Annotated in this window: 22 protein-coding genes; 9 read left to right on the top strand and 13 right to left on the bottom strand. The window is 66.3% G+C overall.

The window, feature by feature from the left end; genetic code table 11:
• The gene (locus AC5P8Z_RS14665) at positions 1-444 is read right to left on the bottom strand and encodes a YybH family protein (protein ID WP_495229453.1); all 444 of its coding nucleotides are present in this window, start codon (positions 442-444) and stop codon (positions 1-3) included.
• A 153-nt stretch (positions 445-597) separates the two neighbouring features.
• On the opposite strand from AC5P8Z_RS14665, the gene AC5P8Z_RS14660 reads away from it, so the two are divergent.
• Positions 598-891, top strand: coding sequence for a DUF6916 family protein (locus tag AC5P8Z_RS14660; RefSeq protein WP_057498556.1), 294 nt, complete (start codon positions 598-600; stop codon positions 889-891).
• Here the strand turns inward: AC5P8Z_RS14660 and AC5P8Z_RS14655 are convergent.
• The 4 genes from AC5P8Z_RS14655 to AC5P8Z_RS14640 are packed head-to-tail and all read right to left on the bottom strand — an operon-like array spanning position 884 to position 3,051.
• Positions 884-1,441, bottom strand: a complete 558-nt coding sequence (locus AC5P8Z_RS14655; RefSeq protein WP_286070555.1) for a GNAT family N-acetyltransferase — start codon at positions 1,439-1,441, stop codon at positions 884-886. The genes AC5P8Z_RS14660 and AC5P8Z_RS14655 overlap by 8 nt on opposite strands.
• The gene (locus AC5P8Z_RS14650) at positions 1,438-1,971 is read right to left on the bottom strand and encodes a phage tail protein (RefSeq protein ID WP_286070556.1); all 534 of its coding nucleotides are present in this window, start codon (positions 1,969-1,971) and stop codon (positions 1,438-1,440) included. Before AC5P8Z_RS14650 ends, AC5P8Z_RS14655 begins: the two co-directional genes overlap by 4 nt.
• A 31-nt stretch (positions 1,972-2,002) precedes the next feature.
• Positions 2,003-2,533 (bottom strand): phage tail protein, encoded by a 531-nt coding sequence (locus AC5P8Z_RS14645; RefSeq protein WP_180866402.1) that lies wholly within the window; start codon positions 2,531-2,533, stop codon positions 2,003-2,005.
• 14 nt (positions 2,534-2,547) lie between these two features.
• Positions 2,548-3,051, bottom strand: coding sequence for a phage tail protein (locus tag AC5P8Z_RS14640; protein WP_495229388.1), 504 nt, complete (start codon positions 3,049-3,051; stop codon positions 2,548-2,550).
• Positions 3,052-3,374: 323 nt separating this feature from the next.
• On the opposite strand from AC5P8Z_RS14640, the gene AC5P8Z_RS14635 reads away from it, so the two are divergent.
• Both AC5P8Z_RS14635 and AC5P8Z_RS14630 read left to right on the top strand, forming a co-directional pair.
• On the top strand, positions 3,375-9,194 hold the full coding sequence (locus tag AC5P8Z_RS14635) for a putative Ig domain-containing protein (protein ID WP_495229387.1): 5,820 nt from the start codon (positions 3,375-3,377) through the stop codon (positions 9,192-9,194).
• A 124-nt stretch (positions 9,195-9,318) separates the two neighbouring features.
• Positions 9,319-9,975 carry an Ivy family c-type lysozyme inhibitor gene (locus AC5P8Z_RS14630; RefSeq protein WP_495229386.1) on the top strand — a complete coding sequence of 219 codons (657 nt, stop codon included), beginning with the start codon at positions 9,319-9,321 and terminating at the stop codon, positions 9,973-9,975.
• Between the two features lie 172 nt (positions 9,976-10,147).
• On the opposite strand, the gene arsB is transcribed toward AC5P8Z_RS14630, so the two are convergent.
• The 3 genes from arsB to AC5P8Z_RS14615 are packed head-to-tail and all read right to left on the bottom strand — an operon-like array spanning position 10,148 to position 12,063.
• On the bottom strand, positions 10,148-11,179 hold the full coding sequence (gene arsB, locus AC5P8Z_RS14625) for an ACR3 family arsenite efflux transporter (protein ID WP_495229385.1): 1,032 nt from the start codon (positions 11,177-11,179) through the stop codon (positions 10,148-10,150).
• A gap of 13 nt (positions 11,180-11,192) precedes the next feature.
• Positions 11,193-11,696 (bottom strand): arsenate reductase ArsC, encoded by a 504-nt coding sequence (locus AC5P8Z_RS14620; protein ID WP_286070561.1) that lies wholly within the window; start codon positions 11,694-11,696, stop codon positions 11,193-11,195.
• Positions 11,697-11,733: 37 nt separating this feature from the next.
• On the bottom strand, positions 11,734-12,063 hold the full coding sequence (locus AC5P8Z_RS14615) for an ArsR/SmtB family transcription factor (RefSeq protein ID WP_286070562.1): 330 nt from the start codon (positions 12,061-12,063) through the stop codon (positions 11,734-11,736).
• Between the two features lie 17 nt (positions 12,064-12,080).
• Between AC5P8Z_RS14615 and arsH the strand changes: the two genes are divergently transcribed.
• Positions 12,081-12,809: an arsenical resistance protein ArsH gene (gene arsH, locus AC5P8Z_RS14610; RefSeq protein WP_286070563.1), complete on the top strand. Its 729-nt coding sequence runs from the start codon at positions 12,081-12,083 to the stop codon at positions 12,807-12,809.
• 24 nt (positions 12,810-12,833) lie between these two features.
• Here arsH and AC5P8Z_RS14605 read toward each other — a convergent pair whose 3' ends face one another.
• The 3 genes from AC5P8Z_RS14605 to AC5P8Z_RS14595 all read right to left on the bottom strand — a co-directional run bounded on the left by AC5P8Z_RS14605 (position 12,834) and on the right by AC5P8Z_RS14595 (position 15,379).
• The gene (locus AC5P8Z_RS14605) at positions 12,834-13,520 is read right to left on the bottom strand and encodes a L,D-transpeptidase family protein (protein ID WP_495229384.1); all 687 of its coding nucleotides are present in this window, start codon (positions 13,518-13,520) and stop codon (positions 12,834-12,836) included.
• A gap of 157 nt (positions 13,521-13,677) precedes the next feature.
• Positions 13,678-13,950 carry a hypothetical protein gene (locus AC5P8Z_RS14600; protein ID WP_010487149.1) on the bottom strand — a complete coding sequence of 91 codons (273 nt, stop codon included), beginning with the start codon at positions 13,948-13,950 and terminating at the stop codon, positions 13,678-13,680.
• A 472-nt stretch (positions 13,951-14,422) separates the two neighbouring features.
• Complete coding sequence (locus AC5P8Z_RS14595) at positions 14,423-15,379, bottom strand: HNH endonuclease (protein WP_495229383.1); 957 nt, start codon at positions 15,377-15,379, stop codon at positions 14,423-14,425.
• 598 nt (positions 15,380-15,977) lie between these two features.
• On the opposite strand from AC5P8Z_RS14595, the gene AC5P8Z_RS14590 reads away from it, so the two are divergent.
• From AC5P8Z_RS14590 to AC5P8Z_RS14570, 5 genes are all read left to right on the top strand, one after another.
• Positions 15,978-16,553 (top strand): OmpO family porin, encoded by a 576-nt coding sequence (locus tag AC5P8Z_RS14590; protein ID WP_495229382.1) that lies wholly within the window; start codon positions 15,978-15,980, stop codon positions 16,551-16,553.
• A gap of 123 nt (positions 16,554-16,676) precedes the next feature.
• A complete protein-coding gene (locus AC5P8Z_RS14585; protein WP_495229381.1) occupies positions 16,677-17,441 on the top strand; it encodes a helix-turn-helix transcriptional regulator in 765 nt (254 codons plus the stop codon).
• A gap of 71 nt (positions 17,442-17,512) precedes the next feature.
• A complete protein-coding gene (locus AC5P8Z_RS14580) occupies positions 17,513-17,881 on the top strand; it encodes a VOC family protein (RefSeq protein ID WP_495229380.1) in 369 nt (122 codons plus the stop codon).
• A 124-nt stretch (positions 17,882-18,005) separates the two neighbouring features.
• The gene (locus tag AC5P8Z_RS14575) at positions 18,006-18,980 is read left to right on the top strand and encodes a Dyp-type peroxidase (RefSeq protein WP_495229379.1); all 975 of its coding nucleotides are present in this window, start codon (positions 18,006-18,008) and stop codon (positions 18,978-18,980) included.
• An 86-nt stretch (positions 18,981-19,066) separates the two neighbouring features.
• Positions 19,067-19,483 (top strand): hypothetical protein, encoded by a 417-nt coding sequence (locus AC5P8Z_RS14570; RefSeq protein WP_495229378.1) that lies wholly within the window; start codon positions 19,067-19,069, stop codon positions 19,481-19,483.
• Positions 19,484-19,585: 102 nt separating this feature from the next.
• On the opposite strand, the gene pnuC is transcribed toward AC5P8Z_RS14570, so the two are convergent.
• Both pnuC and AC5P8Z_RS14560 read right to left on the bottom strand, forming a co-directional pair.
• Positions 19,586-20,158: a nicotinamide riboside transporter PnuC gene (pnuC, locus tag AC5P8Z_RS14565; RefSeq protein WP_495229377.1), complete on the bottom strand. Its 573-nt coding sequence runs from the start codon at positions 20,156-20,158 to the stop codon at positions 19,586-19,588.
• 8 nt (positions 20,159-20,166) lie between these two features.
• A complete protein-coding gene (locus AC5P8Z_RS14560) occupies positions 20,167-22,356 on the bottom strand; it encodes a TonB-dependent receptor (protein WP_495229376.1) in 2,190 nt (729 codons plus the stop codon).
• Positions 22,357-22,391 lie beyond the last annotated feature (35 nt).

The following is a 22,391-nucleotide window of genomic DNA, read 5'->3' as shown; positions in this document are numbered from 1 at the left end:
TCACCTTGCCCGCGGCGGTGCGTTGCCGTTGTCCATGTCCGAGAAGATCATCCACGGCCCATTCCCCTCACGCTTCAGCGTGAGCGTGAACTTGCCGGTATCGCCCACGTTGTTGCCGTAACTGTAGGCACCGATGATGTAACCCGTGTCTTCTTCCACGGCGTAGGCCAGCGCACGCAACCGCAACGGGCTGCTGCCCTGGCCGGCATACGCGGCCTCGATCGCGCTGCGCCCGCGCACCGGCGACTGGTTGCTCTGCAGCACAAAGCCATCCTCGGCGAACAGCGCGGCCAGTGCCTTGGCATCACCCGTGCGCCACGCCTGCTCGTAATCGCGCAGTACGCGCTCCAGCGGTGCGGGCAGCGGCACATCCGGCAATCGGGCGGCTGCAGGCGCGGAGGGCGGGCTTGCGATTGCCAGCAACGGGCCGGACAGGGCGAACATCAGCAGGCAGATACGCATGGGCTCCGTCCTTTGGTGCGCCGGGCAAGGGAAGGGCGAGTATCCCCCATCCGTGCCAGGCCGGTGTGGGCACAGGCCCCATTGAAAGCGCGCGGCCGCTTCGGCATGCTCGCTGACAACCGGGGGAGGGGACGCATGCACTTTTTCCAGCTGGACCAGTTCGCAGGTCATCTCAACGAAACGTTCAGCGCCGACATCGAGAATACCGGCGTACCGTTCGTACTCGTCGAGGCGGCACCGCTGCCCGATCAGCGCTTGACCGGGCAGATGCGCGCGCCGTTCTCGCTGCTGTTCCGCAACGAATCGGCCGTGCTGTTTCCACAGCGCACCTACACCATGCGCCACCACGGCCTGGGCGAGTTCGGTATTTTCCTGGTGCCGATCGCACGTGATCGAACCGGCTTCATCTACCAGGCGCTGTTCAACTGACAGCCGCGGCCACCCAGCGCATCCGTAGGTGGCTGCCGGTATCCCCCTCGGTGCGGAACGCGAGGCGTTCGTAGAGCCTGCGCGCCGCCAGATTCTCCCAGGCGACATGCAGCACGACACTGTGCAGCTGCACGGCGCGCGCCACGCATTGCACCCAGCGCACCAGTGCCGAGCCGATGCCACGGCCGCGTACGGCATCCAGCAGGGCGATATCGATGAGGGTGGCCTCGTGCTCGTCGCAGTGCAGGTACATGCGCCCGATCGGCTTGCCGCACTGCTCCACCAGCAGGTAATGCGCGGGCTGGTAGTGCCGGGTGTAGTGCAGGTGCTGCAGCGCGAACTGGTTGTCGAGGAACGCCTGTCGCAGCGCATCCGGCCACGGCACGTTGGCCAACTCGGCTGCGCGTGACTCGGCATAGAGCTGCTGCAGGAAGGGCAGGTCACCGTCCTGTGCTTCGCGCACGCTGATGCCTGCCGGAAGGCCCTCCCCCGCTGCAGGCAGCCAGGCTGCCCGCAGCGGGGGAAAGGCCAGCGTCGCGTTCACGGTCACGGCCGCTGCGGAAACACGCCGGACAGGCAGATGCAGAAGTTCAGGGTGAGATACGGTTGCCGGTTCTCATGGGGCTGGCTCCCTCCCGCAGCGCCCACCGTGGTGAGCGGGAAGGTGCTGGTAACCGTCGGTGTCGCCGCCAGGATCGGGCTCGACTCCGGTGTGATCAATGCATTGCCGCTGGCCGGCACGCCACTGCGGTGCGCGGTATCGGGCTGGTTGTAGATGCGTGCGCCATGGGTGTGGTTGGGCATCTCGCTGATCAGCAGCGTGACGCTGTCGCTGCCGAAGGTCTCGCCCATGGCGCGCGGGGTCAGGGCGGGGCCCGCGCCCTGGCCGCATGCGATGTTGTTGGTGTAGTTCGGCAGCTGGTAGTTGCTGCTGCCGTTGCCGCCGAAGGTGGTTCCCAGCAATGAGAACAATGCGGTGTTCTGCTGGATCGGCATCAGCTGCCCCTGGCACATCGCCCAGTTGTAAGGGGCGAAGTTGAAGCCGAACATCTGGATTTCGCCGGTAAAGGGATCGCTCATGGTGTGGGTCCTGATAGGCGGTCGATGATCGTCAGCCTTGCGACGGGAAGACGCCGGCCCATGCGATGCAATAGCGGGCGACCAGCGAGGGCATGGTGTTGTCGTGTGGCTGGTTGCCGCCAACGGCGCTCACCGATGCAGGCGCCAGGTTGCCACTGCCCAGGCCGCTGGTGCTGTCGGTGTACAGCGTGTCGCCGCTGACTGCGCCGAGCTGCAATGTCGGCCCGGGCGCCGGCGAACTGGCTGCGGTGTTCACCGCATTGAACGCGTGGGTATGCGCGGGCAGCTGCGTGTTGATCAGGGTGACCGATTCGCTGCCGGCTGCCTGGCCCAGGACATAGGTACCGAGGCCGACGCCGGTGCCCTGGTGGATGGGTACCCGTCCACACAGATTCGGCAGGCCGAAGGTGGAAACACCATCGCCGCCGTAGGTGGTACCGAGCAGGGTGAACAACACTTCGTATTCTGAAATGGGCAGCAATCGGCCATCACAGTCGAACCAGCCCACCGGCGCGAAGTTGTAGGGGAACAGACGGACCTCGCCAACAAAGGGTTGTGACATGGCAGAAACTCCGGTCAGTTGCGCGAGGGGAAGATTCCCCGGAGTGCGATGCAGAAGTTGATGGCCAGGTACGGCTGCAGGTTCGCATGTGGCTGCGTCTGGCCGCTGGCATCGAGCACGTTCAAGGGCACCTGCGCGCCGCTGGACGCGCCGTAGACATTCTGCGTTCCGGTTTTGCCAAGCAGCACATTGCCCTGCGGAATGCGCGTCGTACCGTTACCGGTGGTGCCGCCGAAAACGTGCGTATGCTCGGGAATCTGCGCAGCAATCAGGGTGACGTTCTCCAGGCCGCCTTGTTCGCCCATGTTGCTGCCGTTGGTGGATCCCCTTGGCGTGCGGCCACGCATGTCCGGAAGCTGGAAATTGGTGGTGCCGTTGCCGCCGTAGGATGTGCCCAGCAGCGAAAAGAGCGCCTGGTTCTGTGCGATGGGCAACACCTGGCCATTGCAGAATGCGAAGTACCTGGGCGCGAAGTTGAACGCCACGGGCATTATCTGCCCGAGAAAGGGTTCCGACATACGATATTCCCCCTGGGATAGGCGCCGGCACTCAGCCCCCGGCCGGCAAGTAACTCTGGCGCATTATCCTTGGTGTTGACAAGTGCCGGTATCTGTGGGCAAGAATATCGCGCTGCCCGCCCAAGGGATGCAGGGATTGAAGGGGGGCAGGACCGCCAGGCAGGGCCAGGGAGCCTGCAGGGTGGGGAGGTCAGGAACCGCGGTTGCCGGTGCGGGAGCCACGGCGGTTTTCTCACTCGCGCCAAACGGCGCAGCGCCCGTCGGGAAGGCGGGCATGCAGGGGGCACAACATGTGGCACGCAGAGTCGATGCATCGCGACGCGATGCGCTATGGGCTCGTCCGCCGTTTCTGGGGCCACCTGGGGGCGATGCTGCTGCTGGGCATCTCGCTCGCCCTGCCTGATATCGCGCGCGCGGCCTGTACAACCTTCACGCCGGTCAATGCCAGCGCAGGCGCGCCGATGGCCGCCGGCAGCACCATCACCATCGATGCGTCCAGCTGCCAGGGCGTTGCAGGCTTCGGTATCGGCAGCGTGACGACGCCGGCCAGCAATGGCACGGCCACCGTCACCAGCCACGCCGCCTCGAGAATCTCCTATGCCCACAGTGGCAACGGATCGACCACCGACACCTTCGCCTTCGACGACGGTACCGGCACCAACAACGTGCTGGTTACCGTGCACATCCAGGCCGCTGCCTCGCCGATCACGATCCTGCCAGCCACGGTACCCCCGGCGACGGTCGGCACGCCCTACGCCGGTGCCTCCTTCAGCGCCAGTGGTGGCGTCGCGCCCTATACCTACACGGTCCCCCCCGGCACGTTGCCGAACGGCATGACGCTGAGCAGCAGCGGCAGCCTGTCCGGCACGCCGACCGCGCAGGGCACCTTCGCGTTCTCGGTTACTGCGAGCGACAGCACGGCGGGAACGCCGCTCACCGGTACGGCAAGCTACTCGATCACGGTGGCAGCACCGACCATCACCGTCACCAACACGCCGACCCCGGCAGTCATCAATTCGCCATACACCTTCGCGCTAGCGGCCACCGGCGGCAATGGGCCCTACACCTACTCCCTCGACGCCGGTACCAGCCTGCCGCCGGGCCTGGTACTGGCCGGCAACGGCACCATCAGTGGCATGCCCACGGCGTTGGGGCTGACCAGTTTCACCGTGCGCGTCACCGACAGCAGCACGCCTACACCGTTCTTCGCGCCGGCCAACCTGTCGATCAACGTGCAGAACGTGGTGCCGCCGGTGGCCGGCGCGGTCAGCGCCACCGTGGCCCATGGCAGCAGCAACAACCCGATCACCCTGAGCCTCTCCGGCGGCACGGCCACCTCGGTCGCGGTCGCTACCCAGGCCACGCACGGCACGGCCACCGCCAGTGGCACCACCGTCACCTACACGCCCACCGCCAGCTATTCCGGTCCGGACAGCTTCACCTACACCGCCACCAACGCCGGCGGCACCTCGGCACCGGCCACCGTCACGATCACCGTGTCGCCGGCCACCGTCAGCTACGCACCGTCCAGCCCTGCAGCGGGCACGGTCGGGCTGGCCTACAGCCAGTCGCTGGCCGGTGCCAGCGGCGGCACCGCGCCGTACACCTACATGATCACCAGCGGCAGCCTGCCGCCGGGCATCACCCTGGCCAGCAACGGCACGCTGTCCGGCACGGCCAGCGCCAACGGCACCTTCAACTTCACTGTTCGTGCGACCGACAGCAGTACCGGCACCGGTCCGTTCAGCGCCACCAGTGGCACGCTGACGCTGACCATTGCCGCCGCAACGCTCACCTATGCACCGGCCAACCCGTCGGCGGCGACGGTCGGCGTGGCCTACAGCCAGTCGCTGGCCAGCGTCAGCGGAGGCGTCGCGCCGTACACCTACACGATTGCATCGGGCAGTCTGCCGCTGGGCATCACCCTGGCCAGCAACGGCACCCTGTCCGGCTCGCCGAGCGCGGGCGGCAGCTTCAACTTCACGGTCACCGTGACCGACAGCAGTGGTGGTAGCGGACCGGTCAGCGTCACCAGTGGCCCGCTGCTGCTGACGGTGAATGCACCGACGATCACGATCACCCCGCCCACCCTGCCAACGGTGAGTGCCGGCGTCGTCTACAACCAGAACCTGACCGCTACCGGCGGCAGCGGCACCTACACCTATGCGGTTACCGCGGGTGCATTGCCGCCGGGTGTGTCCCTGTCCGCTGCCGGCGCGATCAGCGGTACGCCGACGGCTGCGGGCAGCTTCCCGCTGACGATCACCGCCACCGACAGCAGTGGCGGCAGCGGCCCCTACACCGGCAGCCAGCCCTACACCCTCAACGTGACGGCGCCGTCGCTGACGCTGACGCCGCCGGCGGGCAGCCTCTCCGGCACGGCCGGTGCACCGTTGAACGTGCCTTTCAGCGCGGGCAATGGCACCGCGCCGTATACCTTCGATATCAGCGCCGGCGCATTGCCCAACGGCGTGACCCTGTCGCCCACCGGTACGCTGTCCGGCTCGCCGACGGTGTCCGGTCTTTTCACCTTCTCGGTGCGCGTCACCGACAGCACCACCGGTACCGGCGCGCCCTTCAGGCGAACCCAGAACTACGTCCTGTCCATCGCCGCGCCCACCATCACTGTGTCGCCGGCAAGCCTGCCGCAGCCGGCGGCGGGCGTTGCCTACAGCCAGATCATCACCGCCAGCTCCGGCCAGCCGACCATCTTCACCTACGCCATCAGCGCGGGGCAGGTACCGGTCGGCCTCAGCCTCAACGCTGCAACAGGTGAATTGAGCGGTACGCCCACCCAGGCCGGCCCGTACAACTTCACCGTGACCGCCACCGACGGCGGTGGCTTCACCGGCAGCCAGGCCTACAGCGGCGCGGTCGGCGCGCCGGTGCTGTCACTGGCGCCGAGCACGGTGGCAGGCACCACCGCGGGTACGCCGTACAGCACCAGCTTCGTCGCCAGTGGTGGCAACCCGGGCTACAGCTACCAGCTCACCGGCACCCTGCCGAATGGACTGTCGTTCTCGCCGGCCGGCGTGCTCAGCGGCACGCCCACGCAGGCGGGTACCTTCAACTTCAGTGTGAGAGCGAGCGACAGCACCACCGGCACCGGCGCACCGTTCTCGGTGACCACCGCCTACACGCTGGCGGTGTCGGCACCGACCGTCGTGGTCGATCCCACCACGCTGCCGGCGGCCACCGGTGGCGCGGCCTATTCGCAGACGCTGACCGCCAGCGGCGGCAATGGCACCTACACCTTCAGCGTGACCGCTGGCGCGCTGCCGGGCGGTATCACGCTGAGCAGTGCAGGCCTGCTGTCGGGCACACCCACCGTGGCCGGCAGCTTCAACTTCACCGCGCAGGCCACCGACGGCAACGGTTTCACCGGCAGCCGTGCTTACACCCTGGTGGTCAACGCACCGGCCATCACGCTGGCACCGGGCACACTGCCAGCGGGCTCGGGCGGCGTGGCCTACAGCCAGGCCCTCACGGCGTCTGCCGGTGTCGGCAGCTACACCTTCAGCCTGTCGGCGGGCGCACTGCCACCGGGCATTGCGTTGAGTAGTGCCGGCACCCTCAGCGGCACCCCCACCACCACCGGCAGCTTCAACTTCACCGTCACCGCCACCGACAGCGTCGGCTTCACCGGAAGCCAGGCATACACGTTCAACGTGGCGGCACCGACCATCGCCATTACCCCGACCACGTTGCCCGCAGCAACCGGCAGCATCGCCTACAGCCAGACGCTCAGCGCCAGCGGCGGCAACGGTGGCTACACCTACAGCCAGACCGCCGGCACGTTGCCGCCGGGCATTGCCCTGAGCAGTGCCGGCCTGATCAGCGGTACGCCGACCACCACCGGCAGCTACAGCTTTACCGTGCGCGCCACCGATGGTTTCGGCTTCACCGGCAGCCAGGCCTACACCGTGACCGTGAACGCGCCGGCCATCGTGTTCGTGCAGACCACGCTGCCGGGTGGGCAGGTGGCTGCCCCCTACAGCCAGACGCTCAGTGCTGGTGGTGGCAGCGGCACCTTCACCTACAGCGTGACGTCGGGCGCTTTGCCACCGGGTATCGCGCTCAGCAGTGCCGGCGCGCTCAGCGGCACGCCCACCGCTGCGGGCAGCTTCAGCTTCACCGTGACCGCCACCGACACATTCGGATTCAGCGGCAGCCAGTCCTTCACCGTGGGCATCAACCAGCCGGTACCGGTGGTGGTGAACGATGCGGCCACCACGCCGGCCAATGCGCCGGTCACGATCAATGTCACCGCCAACGACACCGGCCCGATCACCAGTATCGCCATCGCGCAGGCACCGGCGCACGGCACCGCCACGGTGAACGGGCTGGATGTGGCCTACACGCCGGCCATCAACTTCTTCGGCAACGACAGCTTCACCTACACCGCCACCGGTCCGGGGGGCACTTCCGCGCCGGCTACGGTCAGCGTCACCGTCACGCCGCTGGCGGTGCCGGTGGCAGCGGCGCAGAGCGCCACGGTGCTGGCCGGGCAGTCGGTGACCGTGCAGGCCGAGGCCGGGGCGATCAATGGCCCGTTCACGGCGGTTGCGATCAGTCGTGCACCGTCGTCCGGCACGGCGGTGGTGCAGGGCGCCAGCATCGTCTACAGCGCCGATGCCGATGCCTCCGGCGTGGTGGACTTCGAGTACACGCTCAGCAATCCGTTCGGCGCCTCGGCGCCGGCGCGGATCAGCGTGACGGTCAACCCACGGCCGGTGGCCCCCGCGCTCACCGCCACCGCCATTGCCGGGCGTGTGGTCAACGTGGACCTGACCTCCACCGCGCGCGGTGGGCCGTTCACCGCCGCGGCCGTGGTTTCGGTGTCGCCGGCCGACGCCGGCACGGCCACCATCACCGCCAGCGGTGCCGGCTACACGCTGGCCTTCACCTCGGCGGCAACGTTCGGTGGCGCGGTGCGCATCACCTATACGCTGAGCAACGCATACGCGACCTCGGCGCCGGGCACGGTTGATGTGATGGTCAAGCCACGCAGCGATCCCTCGCGTGATGCCGAAGTGCTGGGCGTGCTGGAAGCCCAGGCCGAAGGTGCGCGGCGCATGGCCATCGGCCAGATCAACAACTTCCAGCGCCGCCTGGAAAGCCTGCGTGCGGGTGGTGCTGCGGCCGGCTTCAGCAACGGCATCACTTTCAGTTCGGCCAGCAGCCAGCGCCGTACGCAGCAGGACGATCTGCTGCGCAAGGGCATCGGCGCCAGCGCTGAGGGGCTGTCGATGATCGAAGAACCTGCGCTGCAGGGCGAGGTTGCGCCTGCCGCTGGCGCGAGCGATGGATTCGCCTTCTGGACGGGCGGCGCGGTGAACTTCGGCACGCTCAAGCCGGGTGCCGGCAGCAACGGTATCGACTTCACCACCTCCGGCGTCAGCCTGGGTGCCGACCGCCAGATCGGCCCCTCGCTGACCCTGGGTGCCGGCCTTGGGTATGGCCATGACGCGTCGGATATCGGGCGCAACGGCAGCCGCAGCACAGTGGATGGCTACAGCATCGCCGGCTACGGCAGCTTCCATCCCGAAGGTGGGTTCTATGTGGATGGCCTGCTGGGCTACCAGTGGTTGACGTTCGACGCGCGCCGCTTCATCACCGACAATGGCAACACCGCCTATGGCAGCCGTGACGGTACGCAGTGGTTCGCCTCGTTCTCCACCGGCTACCAGCATCGCGGCGATGCCCTGCTGCTGACCCCGTATGGGCGGCTGGATCTGGCGCGCGCCACGCTGGATGGTTATCGCGAGCATGGCGACGACGTGTACGCACTCGACTACCAGCGGCAGACGGTCACCACCAGCACCGCCACCGCCGGTGTGCTGGCACAGTGGCTGGTGAAGCGCGACTACGGCATGTGGACGCCGCAGCTGCGCGCCGAGTTCGGCCACGACATGCAGGGCTCCAGCCAGGCCTTCATGCGCTACGCGGACCTGATGTCCGGGCCGGTCTACCGCGCCACGCTCGACCGCCAGTCGCGCAACCACACGCTGCTGGGCGCTGGCATCGGCCTGCAGACGCTGAAGGGCTGGACGCTGCGCGCCGAGTACCAGAACCAGCTGGACAGCAGCAGCCGCGACAACCAGGGCATCCAGATCAGCGTGCAGAAGACGCTGCCACCGTGATGGATGCAGCGGCGGCGGCCTGCTGGTCGCCGCCGCGCGTGGCCTGTATCCGTACAATCGTGTCTGCGGCGGCTGCGTAACGGGCGTACGCACCGGGTACCGAATGGAAGGAACAGGACAGGGAATGAAGATTCGAACGATCGCGATGTCATCGATGGTCGCATTGCTGGCAGCCTGCGGGCAGGCGCCGGAGAAGGCGACCGGGACCGCGCCTGCGGCGCCGCCAGCGCCGACCACCGACGCACCGGCCGCTACGGCCACCGTGGTCGAGAAGGAACCGTCCATCGAAGACGGCGACAACGAAGGCGAACCGGAAGACCCGAGTGCCGGCGGCGAATTCACCTGCGCGGACAATCCGCTGGCGACCCACTTCTTCACCCTGGTGGGCGGCAACACCGTGGACGACTGCGGCCGCAAGGACCCGAAGGTGCTGGCCGCGTTCGAGGCGCTGATGAAGGGCACGCAGGACGCCGAATCCACCGACAAGGAGATTCCGTCGTTGCGCAAGCGCCTGTTGAGCGGACCCAGCGGCCCTGGCGAGCTGGTGGTGCTGCAGGGCGAGCCGTGGTGGTTCTACACCGCCTGCCAGGCCCACGATTGCCCCGGCACCGCGTTGGCGATGCTGTATTCACCCACGCAGGCGAAGATGGTCGGCCGCCTCACCGCGCGCTGCCGTGTGTGGTGGCTGGGTGAGCCGACGGCGGAACAGCGTGCGCAGATCGAACAGCGCCAGCCACTGCAGGATGCCGCGTTGAAGGAAGACAGCGCGCTCTGCGAGTGATGTGGCGCGCTCCGCAGCGCCGCAGGCGGGAGGATTCGGGTGTGCTCATGGCAAGAGCTCCGTGCAGGACAGACGGCAGCCGCCACGCTCCGCCCGCCATGGCCGGCAGACGGATTACCCGCCGGATCGGACATCGACACTGCAGGACCACGCTGGCCGCGCGCCTGGTCTGTCAGCGCTCCCCGCGCCTCTCATACCAGCCCTGAGTGCGATTTACGATCCGCACCACGGACAGCATCACCGGCACTTCGATCAGCACGCCCACCACAGTGGCCAGCGCCGCCCCCGAATGCACGCCGAACAGTCCCACGGCTGTCGCCACAGCCAGTTCGAAGAAATTGCTGGCACCAATCAGCGCAGACGGGCCGGCCACGCAATGCGCTACGCCCAGCCGACGATTGAGCAGGTAGGCCAGGCCGGAAGTGAAATAGACCTGGATCAGGATCGGCACTGCAATCAGTGCGATCACCAGTGGCTGCTCCACGATCTGTCGGCCCTGGAAGCCGAACAGCAGCACCAGCGTGAGCAGCAGCGCACTCAACGAGACGGGCGCCAGTTGGCGAAGCACCCGCTGCAGCGCCGCCTCGCCACGACGCAACAGGATCCAGCGCCGCAGCAACGCAGCCACCAGCACTGGCACCACGATGTAGAGGCCCACCGACAGCAGCAGGGTATCCCACGGCACGGTGACCGCTGACAGGCCCAGCAGCAGTGCAACCACCGGCGCGTAGGCGACCACCATGATCGCGTCGTTCAACGCCACCTGGCTCAGGGTGAAATTCGCATCGCCACGGCACAGGTTGCTCCACACGAACACCATTGCGGTGCAGGGCGCGGCTGCCAGCAGGATCAACCCGGCGATATAGCTGTCGATCTGCCCCGGCGGCAGCCAGTCTGCGAAGGCATGGCGCAGGAACAGCCAGCCCAGCAGCGCAATCGAGAATGGCTTGACCGCCCAGTTGATGAACAGCGTTACGCCAATGCCCTTCCAGTGCTGCTGCAACTGGCGCATCGCAGTGAAGTCGACCTTCAGCAGCATCGGGATGATCATCAGCCAGATCAGCACCGCAACCGGCAGGTTGACCTTGGCCACTTCGGCGGAGGCAAGCACCGCGAAGGCATCGGGTAGCACGTGGCCCAGCAGGGTGCCGGCCGCAATGCACAGCACAACCCACAGGGTCAGGTGTCGCTCGAACAGGCTCATGGTAGTGGCGCCGTCACGGGGTGCCGTCGGCCGGCAGCAACTGGCCGATCCGGTCCAGTGCGTGCTGCATCGCCTCGCGATCGGACCACACCGATTCGGGCAGCGCGAGCAATGCACGCAGGCGCAGCTTCACGATGGCATGGGCCTGCGCGAAGGCCGCGGCCTTGTCGGCATTGCTACCCGCTACGGCCGCCGGATCGGGCAGGCCCCAGTGGCTTCGGATGAAGTCACCGAACACCACCGGGCAGGCTTCGGCGGCTGCCGCGTCGCACACGGTGATCACCAGGTCCATCGGGGCCGCGTCCACGAACACATCCCACGATTTGCTGTGCAAGCCATCGATCGGCATCCCTTCGGCCTGCAGCTGCGCCAGCGCGAACGGATTGACCTGGCCGGTGGGCTGGCTGCCGGCACTGAAGGCGGTGAAATGATCGCCGCCCCAGGCGCGCAGCGTGGCTTCGGCCAGCACGCTGCGGGCGCTGTTGCCGGTACAGAGGAAGAGGACAGAACGGTTCATGGGGCAATCGCTTCGATGGGGAAGGCCGTGTGCGGTCTCAGCACTTGCATGCAAGTGCTACGGACGAGCACTCCTCGCTGGGTGAACCCGCGCAGCAGTTATGCGTGAGGTACTCGATCAAGCCGTTCATGGCATCGAAGTTGGCCCGATAGCAGACATGGCGGCCCCGGTTTTCGCTCTGCACCAGCCCGGCCTGCACAAGCTCCTTCAGGTGGAAGCTGAGCGTGGCCGGTGGCACCTGCAGGGCCGTGGCAATGTCGCCCGCCATGCGGCCTGCCGGGCCGGCCTCCACCAGCAGGCGGAACGCGGCCAGGCGAGTGGCGTGACCCAGGGCAGTCAGAGCGGCGATTGCATTCAACGTTTCCATATTTCTAGAATAGTCGAATGAATAAGCCCGTTACAAGTGCCCACCTGCCCAATCTGGTGGAATCGTCGTTGCCCCCGCCCGATCATCACCAGCTCGCTGCGGCAGATCTGGGGCCGCCCCGCATCCTGCTGCTTTACGGATCGCTTCGGCCGCAATCCTTCAGCCGCAAGCTGGCGCTGGAAGCCGAACGGCTGCTGCGTCACCTGGGGTGCGAGACCCGCGTGTTCGATCCGCATGCGCTGCCGATGCTGGACAGCGTGGATTCGAGTCATCCCGACGTGCAGCGGCTGCGCGCCTGGTCGCAGTGGTCGGAAGGCCAGGTCTGGGTCAGCCCCGAGCGGCATGGCACGGTCACCGGCGTGTTCAAGAACCAGATCGACTGGTTGCCGCTGGAAGATGGCAGCGTGCGACCCACGCAGGGCAGGACGCTGGCGGTGATGCAGGTGAGCGGTGGCTCGCAGTCGTTCAACACGGTCAACACGCTGCGCGTACTTGGACGTTGGATGCGCATGCTGACCATCCCCAATCAGTCATCGGTGGCCAAGGCCTGGCAGGAATTCGATGACGACGGCCGAATGAAGCCCTCGCCGTACTACGACCGCGTGGTGGACGTGATGGAGGAACTGGTGAAGTTCACGCTGCTGACGCGAGGCCGGTCGGACTACCTGGTGGACCGCTACAGTGAGCGGAAGGGCGACGCGCACGCCGCGGCATTGGCGCGGGCCGCAGGAGCTGCGGCCTCCTGAACTCCTGATCCGCGGATGGGCGCATTACTTGCTTGAGCGCCGCGCGCCTTTTTCGTCCTCGTCCTTTGCATCGCCGCGGCTCTGCGCGAATTCCGGGAAGGTCTTCGCGATCGAATCCTTGTCCGGCAGGATGTAGAACACGCCGCCCTTCTCGAACATGGGCTGCACGATCTGCGCATAGAACGCGGGCGAGACGTTGATGCAACCGTGGGTGACGCGGTTGTCGTCCGGCGTGGGCGATGCCAACCGCTCGGCGCGCTTTTCCTTTGGGCTGCCCGGCGGCAGCGGGTGCATCGATACGGCGGAATCGTAGTCCACCCACAGCACGCGCCCGGCATCGTCGGACGGGCCGTAGCCACCGATGAAGCGGCCGGCCGGCGTGGTCCGGTCGTGGCCGGGAATCGCGCTCAGCGCGAGCTTGGCGACGCCGGGTGCGGAATGATCGCCGATGGCCGAACCGAACAGCGCCGGTGCCGCGCCGCGCAGCTTGCCATCGCCGCTGAAGATCAGAACCTGCGCCGCCGCCTTGTCCATGACCGCAAACGGATAGCCCTGGTTGTCCTTGCTGGCGACCACCCAGCCGGCCAGCTCGATCACCGTTTCGGACACGCTCTGGTCGGGCGGAAGTTCATCAACGGCGGTCACCGGTGGTGCAGGTGCGTCCTTGTCCCTGGCGTTGGCTACGCCGCTGCATGCAACGACCAGTGCCATGGCCAGTGCGGCATGGAGGGCGCGGCGTGCAGGGGAGGAGGAAGTACGAATGGGACAGCTCCTTGCAATGCATTCTTGGTTGGAAGGACGCCAGTGGCCGGCGAAGGCCACTGGTTCCCTATACAGAGGTGGATCAACTCAATCAGTGAGGGAGCGGTTACCCGCGCGGCTTGCGGCCGGCCGGCGCCCTTTCAAGCTGCTGCACGCGACCTTCGATCTGGTCCAGGCGCTGGTTGGCCTGCTGTGCGGACTGGTTGGCGGACTCCGCACTCTGCGCAGCACCCTGCACCTTTACGTCGAGCTGATCGAGACGCGAGTTGATGGTTGCAAACTCGTTCTTGTAAGAGGCGCAGGCGCCAAGGCTGACGGTGGCGATGAGCGCTACAGCAAGTGCGCGGGCCGTCTTCATGTGTTGCGGGTTCAGGTTCATTGCACTCCCTCCTTCGTCTGGGGAAGCTGGAATATAGCGGCGTTTGTTCCCGCTGCTGACAAACGCTTTCAGCTGGAATTTGAGTACGTGGATGAGCTGTGAAAGCCCCCCATCAATAAACCTTAACAAGCGGGATAGGACGAGCTGATGCAGCGCGGCCGATCGCCTTGCGCTTACTCAAGACTGCCAATTCATGAGTATGAAGCCGATGTCATAGCGAGGGCTTTTCCGCCGCCGCGCGCAGGTTGCCGTCCCACCGCCTTAAGTACCGTTGCGGCAGTGCGGGGCGCACAACCAGCAGTATGGCGATGGCTTTGAACCCATCTGGCGCTATTGGCCATGTTGGACGGTACCGCTCGTTGATCGAAAGGCAGCGCGAGGCCTCGGTTTATGAATCAGGCACCATGACGCCGATGGTCAGCTGTGCACTGTGGCTGATCATCAAGTGAGGCTCTGGCATCCGCCAAGGATGTCAGCGTGTCCGGCTGCGGGGCAGCTTGCCCTTGAACACCCTGCCGCGGTGGATGGCCAGGTAGTGCTTCAGGCGATCTCCCGGTGCTTTGCGCAGACAGATGTTCTCTGGAATCAGACCGGCGTCCGCCAACTGCTTCCTGACCTGCTTGTCCGCAAAGATGGCATCACCATCGTCGTCGAAGGTCATCAGTCCGGCGTCGAACAGCAGGTCAAGAGTGCCGACCAGCGGCAGGCCGTTGTGCGGATCCAGTCTTGGATCTTGGCCTCCCGGGAGCCACTGGTCCTCAGTGACTTCATGCGCCCATGGCTGGGCATGCGATGCTCGGATCAGGGCCCGTACAGTGCAGTCCGTGACCGCACAGCGGTGATCCCACAACCTCAGCATTTCACGACGGAACGTCCCCTGCCCCAGGCGAGCCTCCATCATCGTCAGCCGGGTGGTTGGATTACGAATCTTGTCCATCTCACCGAGCAGAACGCTGGCAAGCGGGCCCGGTGTCTCCTCTGCGCGATAGTCGGCGGGCATGCGTGATTTCCCGTACGCACGGCGATCGTAGACGTCGCGGTGGTGCTTCTCCAGGTTCTCGCCCACGTAGGCCATCTTCGCCTGGAACGTTGTGCTTCCCTCAGCAAGCGCTTCCAATGGAAACACCAGACGGTCGAGCACCTCCCTCCAGGACGAACACCCGGCCACTGCCTGAAGCACCTTGCGGTCTTCCTTGCTGCCGATGGTGAAGCGCAACACGTGGCGTCCGTCCACGCGCCCCATCGACAGCAACGGTCGCCCGTCTCTGCCGGATACCTTGGTGCCAAATATCACAGTGCGGCGGCCGTTCATCCCGTTCCTGGACGAGTACTTGGCCAGATATGCATCCACCGGGCCCAGTACGCGCCGCAGGTCAGCGACGGCCACATCCAGCCCTTTGCGCTCTTTCGGCGTGAGGCCCAGCTCCATGACCTCCTCATCCCTGCTCAGCAACATCCGCGTTCTTCCCCAGCTCCATCAGGGAGCTTCATCCTGGAGTTCAATTGTCGCCGATCCAGCTGACCATCGAGAAGCCGTCTATGGCCGGATTGTTGATCTTCAGCGCGTCTACTCAACCCACGTGAAATATCGGCAGTCGTCATAGGCGACCGCGATTCGACGAGCAGCGTCGACAAGCACTTGCAGATCCGGTTTGAATTACTGCGGGTTCCTCTGTCGTGGAGCGTGATCAACACCATCGGCCTCCCTCGCGGCGACCGCACTGTGATGGCCCAGGATGCGAAGGCCACCAGATGCCACGACAAAGACTCTCTCTTTGGAGAATTGATCCAATCGTCTGCACGGGTCGTTGGTCCAGCAGTTCATGCAATCTTCTTGAACCGTGTGCCCATCGCTAGCGGTGGGATAGGGAGTTCCCTGAACGGGAGCCTTATTTATATACCAGTCAGTTCAATATTCAGGATCGATTAGACCCCCTAACGGATAATTCACACCTGTCGACCGCCTCCTCTCTCTCCCCCTCCCGGGAGGCGGTTGACGAAACCAAAATAATTAAAGGTGTGTCCCGATGAACAAGAATTCGCTGCTCGCCCTGGGTCTTCTGGCTGCTCTGCCGTTCGCTGCATCGGCGACCGATGGCCTGTCGTACAACTACGTTGAAGGCGGCTACGTGAACACCGATGCCAAGGGCGGCGACGCCGATGGCTGGAAGGTGAAGGGTTCCGTGGCGGTGCACCCGAACTTCCACGTCTTTGGCGACTACAGCGCCCAGGAGACCGACATTTTCAAGAATGACGTCGACCAGTGGCGCCTGGGTGTCGGCTACAACTACGGCATCGCACCGAACACCGACCTGGTGGCCCGTGTTGCGTACCAGAAGTACGACGAAAAGCGTGGCCTGGACTTCAACGGCTACTCCACCGAAGTGGGCGTGCGCACCGCGTTCAACCCGTACGTGGAAGGCTACGTGATGGCCGGCTACGAAGATTTCAGCAAGAAGCACGGCTACAACCCGGACGGCGAGTTCTACGGCCGCGTGGGCGCCACCGCCAAGTTCAACCAGAACTGGGGCCTGAGTGGCGAAGTGAAGCTGGCCAAGGCCGGCGACCGCGAGTGGTTCGTGGGCCCGCGCTTCACCTGGTAACAAACGCCTGTCGTTAGTGCGTGTTGTGCTGGCGTGTGACTCTCTCTCTCTCCCACACGCCAACCGAAGCCCGGCCTCGCGCCGGGCTTCACTTTTATGGGTCGTGTGGCGCCACAATGCGGCATGGGCGACCCTTCCTCTCTCGCAGGTACCGGCACGGCCTACCAGGAGCATCCGGCGCCTGCGCCGCTGCGTGGCCATTTTGGCCAGCTGTGGCAGAGCCAGCTTCCTGCCGATGCCGACGGGCACATCACCGTGCTGCCTGATGGTTGCGTGGATATCCTCTGGCGCGACGGTGCGCTGTTCGTTGTCGGCCCCGATCGCGTTGCAGCGCATCCTGCGCTGGCACCGGGTGCGCAGGTACTCGGCGCGCGCTTCCGCCCTGGCCAGGCGCTGGCGGCGCTGGGCCTGCCCTTGGCCGACATCATCGGCCAGGCCGTGCCGCTGGTGGATCTGAAAGGCACGTGGGCGCTGAAGGCTGCCGCCTCCATCGGCGATACCGCGCCTGCACAACGCCTGCATCGGATGGCGCACTGCCTGCAGCAGCACATGGAAGCCGCCGCGCTCGACACCCCGGCGCAGCGTGCGCATGCATTGTTCCAGGCACTTGCCCGAGGTGATGCCACGCTGGATGAGCTGCCGGCACGCTTGAACCTGAGCCCACGCAGCCTGAGGCGCCTGAGCCAGTCGCAGTTCGGCTATGGGGCGAAGACGCTGGAGCGGATCCTGCGCCTGCAACGTTTCCTGCGCCAGAGTCGCGCGTTGCCACGGCATCCGTTGGCGATGCTGGCTGCCGAGGCCGGCTATGCCGACCAGGCCCATCTCAGCCGCGAGGCGCGCGAGCTGGCCGGCATGACCGCCAGCGAACTGCGCCTGGAATGGGGGTAATGATGGCCGTTTCGTTCAAGACCTCGATGCCGCGCTGATGGAAGCTGGAGCTCCCACCACGGAGCCACGCCATGAATCCTGCCGCGCCCCACGATGCCGAACGCCGCATCGACAACATTGAATTCAACGTCGCTGACATCGCGCGCAGCAAACGCTTCTACGGCGAGGTGTTCGGCTGGCACTTCACCGACTACGGGCCGGCCTACACCGAGTTCGACGATGGTCGCCTGAAGGGCGGCTTTGTGTCTGACGCACCAGTGCGTGCACACGGGGGGCCGTTGGTGATCCTGTACTGCGCAGACCTTGCCGATGCCCAGCAGCGCGTGCTCGCCGCCGGTGGCGAGGTGGTGCAGGCAGTATTCGCGTTTCCCGGAGGCCGCCGCTTCCATTTCCGCGATCTGGATGGCTACGAACTGGCAGTCTGGAGTGATGCGGGCTGACACCTTCGCGCCTTCTAACGGTGGACGGAACAAGAACCGCTCCGTCGCCGGTCAGGTGGTTCCGCTATGATCGCCCGCACATCGCCACGCGCGATGCGCCCGCCTCAAGCCAGCAGGAACCGCCGTGAACTCCCAGCCCGCACCGATCACCGCCCTCAACCACACGCTCGACAACGAGCCACAGCAGATCACCGCGCCGCTCACCCATTCGGCGGCGTTCCTGGTGCTGAAGGTGAAGGATGACGAGGCCTCGATCGCGAAGGCACGCGAGGTGCTCGCCAGCACCGACGACCTGATCAAGAACACCGCCATCCGCGAGATCGAGCGGACCTTCACCTGCAACGTGGCCATTGGTCATCGCGTGTGGCAGCCGCTGGTCGGCACCACGCCGCCGCGCGAACTGCACCCGTTCCGCGAGATCAAGGGCGCCACCCACACCGCCGTGTCCACGCCGGGTGACCTGCTGTACCACATCCGTGCACGCACCATGGACCTGATCGTGGCGTTCGAGCGCAACCTGCTGATGGCCTTTGGTGACGCGGTGGAAACGGTCGATGATGTCGCCGGTTTCCGCTACTTCGATGGCCGCGACCTGCTCGACTTCGTCGATGGCACCGCCAATCCGGAAGGGCTGTCGCTGCCGGAAGCCACCATCGTGGGCGATGAGGACCCGGACCACGCCGGCGGCAGCTACGTGGTGGTGCAGAAGTACCTGCACAATCTTGATGCGTGGCGCGCACAGAAGACCGAGGCGCAGGAAGCCATCATCGGCCGCACCAAGCACGACAACATCGAACTGGACGATGCGCCGGCCGATGCGCAGAAGTCGCACAAGACGCTGTGCACCATCGAGGATGCCGACGGCGAGCACGAGATCCTGCGTGACAACATGCCGTTCGCCAACCCGGGCTGCGGCGAGTACGGCACCTACTTCATCGGCTACACGCGCCGGCTGTGGGTGATCGAGAAGATGCTCGAGCGCATGTTCATCGGCAATCCCGCGCCGCTGCACGACCGCATCCTCGATTTCTCCACCGCCACCACCGGCGTGACCTTCTTCGCGCCCTCGCGCAAAGTGCTGGCCGACCTCGGCGATTGATCGCGCCGGGCCATCACGGCCCGCCATCTGCCTGTCATCTATGGCGCCGACCATGGCGCGCTGGATGGGAGTGCAGGAGGCAGGCGATGGCCATGACTGGGAACGGGACCAACGTGCGGCGCTGGTGGCGGCCGTTGGCCGCGTTGTTCGGCGCATTGGCACTGGGGAGTGCCTCGGTGTCCGCACAGGAAGCGCCTGCGCACTGGATGGCCTATGCCGCTGCGGTAGGGGGCCAGCTGCAGCAGCGCCTGCAGCAGGAGCAGGACCCGCAGGCGCAGCGCGTGGTGGAGTGGCTGCGGGCACACCCGGATACACCTGCGCCGCTACCGGTGAGCCTGTGGATTGCGGCGGACGGTCGCATTTCGAAGCTGGAGTTCGACAGCCTGGGTGACCGCCAGGTGGATGCGGACCTGCGCGCGACCCTGCAGGCGGCGCCGTTGCAGGCCGCACCGCCGGCGGACATGCGCCAGCCGCTGCGGTTGGGCCTTGTGCTAACCCAGTAGATCCACGCCATGCGTGGATATGCCTGGTAGATGCCGACCTTGGTCAGCAGGCGCGCGCCAACCCAGGTTGGCGACTGCCGGCGCCCAGCCCGGCCATCCGCATCAACGCACCGGCGCCACCTGCGGTTCACGTGCGGCCGCGCTCCACGCGCGCAGGCCGAACACGGCCAACCCGAGGAAGAACACGTACAGCGCAGCAGTCACGTGCAGCGACTTGAACAGGTACGCGCCCACGTAGACCACGTCCACCGCGATCCACACCCACCAGCACGCCACATGCCGCCGCGCCTGCCACCACTGACCGACCAGGCTCAGTGCGGTCAGCATCGCGTCCAGCCACGGCAGCGCTGCATCGGTGAAGGTGTGCATGCCAGCGCCCAGCGCCACGCCACCGCACAGGCCGATGGCCAGGTCGCGCAGCAGCGTGCCGCGCGCCAGCGGCACGATGCGGATGCTGCCCTCATCGGCGGCGTGCTGGCGCCAGTTGAGCCAGCCGTAGACAAGGAAGCCACCGAAGGCGACCTGCAGCAGGGTGTCCGAGTACAGCTTGGCCTCGGCGAACACCAGCCCGTACAGCGTCACCGACAGCAGGCCCACCGGCCACGCCGCCAGCCGGCGCCGGGCCATCAGCCAGACGCCGAGGATGCTGCACAGCGCGGCGGTCCACTCCAGCATCACGCCGCTCACAGCGCGAACGTCACCGACAGGCGCGCCTGTCGCGGTGCGCCGGGGAACAGGTAGTAGTCACCGCCGCTGCTGCCGGTATCGCGCCAGTAGAAGCGGTTGAACACGTTGTCCACCGACAGGTTCCAGGTCACCGCACGCTCGTGCAGGCGATGCTGGAAACGCAGGCCGGCGTCGAACACCGAGTAGTCCGGTGCACGCACGCCGCCGTCGGCGCGGGCCACGTTGGCACCGGCATAGCGCCAGCCACCGGTCACGTCCAGGCCCTGCACGAACGGCAGCGCATAGGCCACGTGCACACTGGCCCGCACCTTCGGCACGTTCACCAGCTGATGGCCTTCATAGGTGGGCGTGCCGGTATCGCGAGCGCGCGCCTGCAGCACGCTGGCACTGGCCACGATCTGCAATGCGTCCGTCAGCTGGCCGTTGGCGGTCAGCTCCAGGCCGGTGTGGGTCTGCGTGCCTTCTTCGACGAAGGTGTAGCCGACGTCGCTGTTGTCCGGCTTTGCGTACTGGTACGGCTGCGAAATGCGGAACACCGCCGCGCCCAGGGTCAGCGCTTCGACCGGCACGTACTTCACGCCCACTTCCAGCTGCCGCGACTGCACCGACGGCAGGAAGGTGTCGGCATTGCTGGTCCAGAACGGTGCTTCCTGGCCCAGCGAAATGCCGCGCACGTAGCTGGCGTAGGCATTGAGCTGGTCGGTGGCCTTCCACACCACCGCAGTCTGCGGCAGGAAGCGCGAAAGGCGGCTGTGCCGCTGCGGGACGCCACGCTTGTCGTAGGCGCGCTCGTCGAGGCGCACGAAGCGGCCACCGGCCAGCCACTGCCAGTCATCGCCGAAGCTCATCCGGTCCAGCGCGAAGAACGCGGTCTGGCGGCTGTCCAGGCGGCGTGCGGACGGGCCGGGCATCTTGGGCGACGGTTCGAACACCGGCACCGGTGCGTCGTGGATGTTGCTGGTGCCCACGTACTCGTTGACGCTGGGGCGCTTGTCCACGGTGCGAAGGAAGTAGTCGGCACCGACGGTCAGCTGGTGGCCGACGCTGCCGGTCTCGAAGCGGCCACGCAGTTCGGCACGCGCCTGCTGGTTGCGGCGGGTGTCATCCGGGCTGCGGTAGTCGTAGATGTCGTAGTCGCCGTTGGGCGCGAAGTAGTTGCCCGGCACGCTGCCATCGGCGCATTGCGTGGCGTAGTAGCAGCCGTAGGCGAAGGCGACGTTGTCATCGATCACCGAGCGGCTGTGGCCGACCGAGACACGCGACTGCCAGGCGTCGCTGAAATCGTAGGTGTGCAGGGCGGTGATGTTGGTGCTGGCGATGTCCACCGGACGCTGCCATGGCTGGTAGCCGAGCAGAAGTTCGCGGTCGACGCCGCGCGGCAGGTCACGCGCGCCCAGCAGCTGGTAGCCGGACACCGAACGCTGCGCGCTGGTCTGGTAGTTGGCATCCACTTCCAGCTTGCCGCGCTCGCCGATCAGCCAGTCGGCCGCCAGCGAGTAGAAGTTGCGGCGGCCATCGGCGTGCTCGACATAGGCGTTGCTGGAATCCCACGCGGCGTTCAGGCGCAGACCGAAGCGCGGGGTGATCCAGTGGCCGATATCGACGGCGACATAGCGCGAGCCCTCCGAATCGGTGCCGAGCGTGGCGGTGCGCACTTCGGCCGGGCGCTTGCCGATGTAGTTGATGATGCCGCCGGGCGCCATCACGCCTGCGGCAAGGCCGGCTTCACCCTTGAGGATCTCCACCGACTGCACGTTCTCCAGCGCCAGGCGCTGTTCGCCGGCGATGGACAGGCCGTTGAAGCGGTAGCCGGTGGCGGTGTCCAGTGCGAAGCCACGGATGGCGATGTTCTGGTAGTAACCCACCGGCGCATACGCATCACCGAGCGAGGCATCGTTGCTGGCCAGTTCGGACAGCGAACGCACCTGGCGGCGATCGAGGTAATCGCGCTCGAGCACGTTCACCGACGCCGGCGTGTCCTTCCAGCTGCCGCCACCGAAGGCATTCACGCGCGCGGTATCGGCCTTCGGTTTGCCGGCCTGCACGCGCACTGCTGCCAGCTCGGTCGGCGAGCGTTCGGCGCCGGTGGCAGCCGCATCGGGGGACGCCTCGGCCTCGCTGGCGTGCAGCGGCAGCGCGGTGCAGAGGGCGAGGGAGAGCAGGGTGGGGCGCAGGCAGCGGTTCATTCGGTTCGTCTTCGGACAACAAGGGAGACGAAGCG

The organism is Stenotrophomonas sp. YJH_SMC_17, assembly GCF_059371655.1.
Note: the sequence above shows the minus strand (reverse complement) of the source record. Positions and strands in the feature narration are given on the sequence as shown.

Bases quoted from the DNA above. Each gene is read 5' to 3' on its own strand.
- AC5P8Z_RS14665 (WP_495229453.1), bottom strand. From the start codon at position 444: ATGTTCGCCCTGTCCGGCCCGTTGCTGGCAATCGCAAGCCCGCCCTCC.
- AC5P8Z_RS14660 (WP_057498556.1), top strand. From the start codon at position 598: ATGCACTTTTTCCAGCTGGACCAGTTCGCAGGTCATCTCAACGAAACG.
- AC5P8Z_RS14650 (WP_286070556.1), bottom strand. From the start codon at position 1,971: ATGAGCGATCCCTTTACCGGCGAAATCCAGATGTTCGGCTTCAACTTC.
- AC5P8Z_RS14645 (WP_180866402.1), bottom strand. From the start codon at position 2,533: ATGTCACAACCCTTTGTTGGCGAGGTCCGTCTGTTCCCCTACAACTTC.
- AC5P8Z_RS14640 (WP_495229388.1), bottom strand. From the start codon at position 3,051: ATGTCGGAACCCTTTCTCGGGCAGATAATGCCCGTGGCGTTCAACTTC.
- AC5P8Z_RS14635 (WP_495229387.1), top strand. From the start codon at position 3,375: ATGCGCTATGGGCTCGTCCGCCGTTTCTGGGGCCACCTGGGGGCGATG.
- AC5P8Z_RS14630 (WP_495229386.1), top strand. From the start codon at position 9,319: ATGAAGATTCGAACGATCGCGATGTCATCGATGGTCGCATTGCTGGCA.
- arsB (WP_495229385.1), bottom strand. From the start codon at position 11,179: ATGAGCCTGTTCGAGCGACACCTGACCCTGTGGGTTGTGCTGTGCATT.
- AC5P8Z_RS14620 (WP_286070561.1), bottom strand. From the start codon at position 11,696: ATGAACCGTTCTGTCCTCTTCCTCTGTACCGGCAACAGCGCCCGCAGC.
- AC5P8Z_RS14615 (WP_286070562.1), bottom strand. From the start codon at position 12,063: ATGGAAACGTTGAATGCAATCGCCGCTCTGACTGCCCTGGGTCACGCC.
- arsH (WP_286070563.1), top strand. From the start codon at position 12,081: ATGAATAAGCCCGTTACAAGTGCCCACCTGCCCAATCTGGTGGAATCG.
- AC5P8Z_RS14605 (WP_495229384.1), bottom strand. From the start codon at position 13,520: ATGGCACTGGTCGTTGCATGCAGCGGCGTAGCCAACGCCAGGGACAAG.
- AC5P8Z_RS14600 (WP_010487149.1), bottom strand. From the start codon at position 13,950: ATGAACCTGAACCCGCAACACATGAAGACGGCCCGCGCACTTGCTGTA.
- AC5P8Z_RS14595 (WP_495229383.1), bottom strand. From the start codon at position 15,379: ATGGAGCTGGGCCTCACGCCGAAAGAGCGCAAAGGGCTGGATGTGGCC.
- AC5P8Z_RS14590 (WP_495229382.1), top strand. From the start codon at position 15,978: ATGAACAAGAATTCGCTGCTCGCCCTGGGTCTTCTGGCTGCTCTGCCG.
- AC5P8Z_RS14585 (WP_495229381.1), top strand. From the start codon at position 16,677: ATGGGCGACCCTTCCTCTCTCGCAGGTACCGGCACGGCCTACCAGGAG.
- AC5P8Z_RS14580 (WP_495229380.1), top strand. From the start codon at position 17,513: ATGAATCCTGCCGCGCCCCACGATGCCGAACGCCGCATCGACAACATT.
- AC5P8Z_RS14570 (WP_495229378.1), top strand. From the start codon at position 19,067: ATGGCCATGACTGGGAACGGGACCAACGTGCGGCGCTGGTGGCGGCCG.
- pnuC (WP_495229377.1), bottom strand. From the start codon at position 20,158: ATGCTGGAGTGGACCGCCGCGCTGTGCAGCATCCTCGGCGTCTGGCTG.
- AC5P8Z_RS14560 (WP_495229376.1), bottom strand. From the start codon at position 22,356: ATGAACCGCTGCCTGCGCCCCACCCTGCTCTCCCTCGCCCTCTGCACC.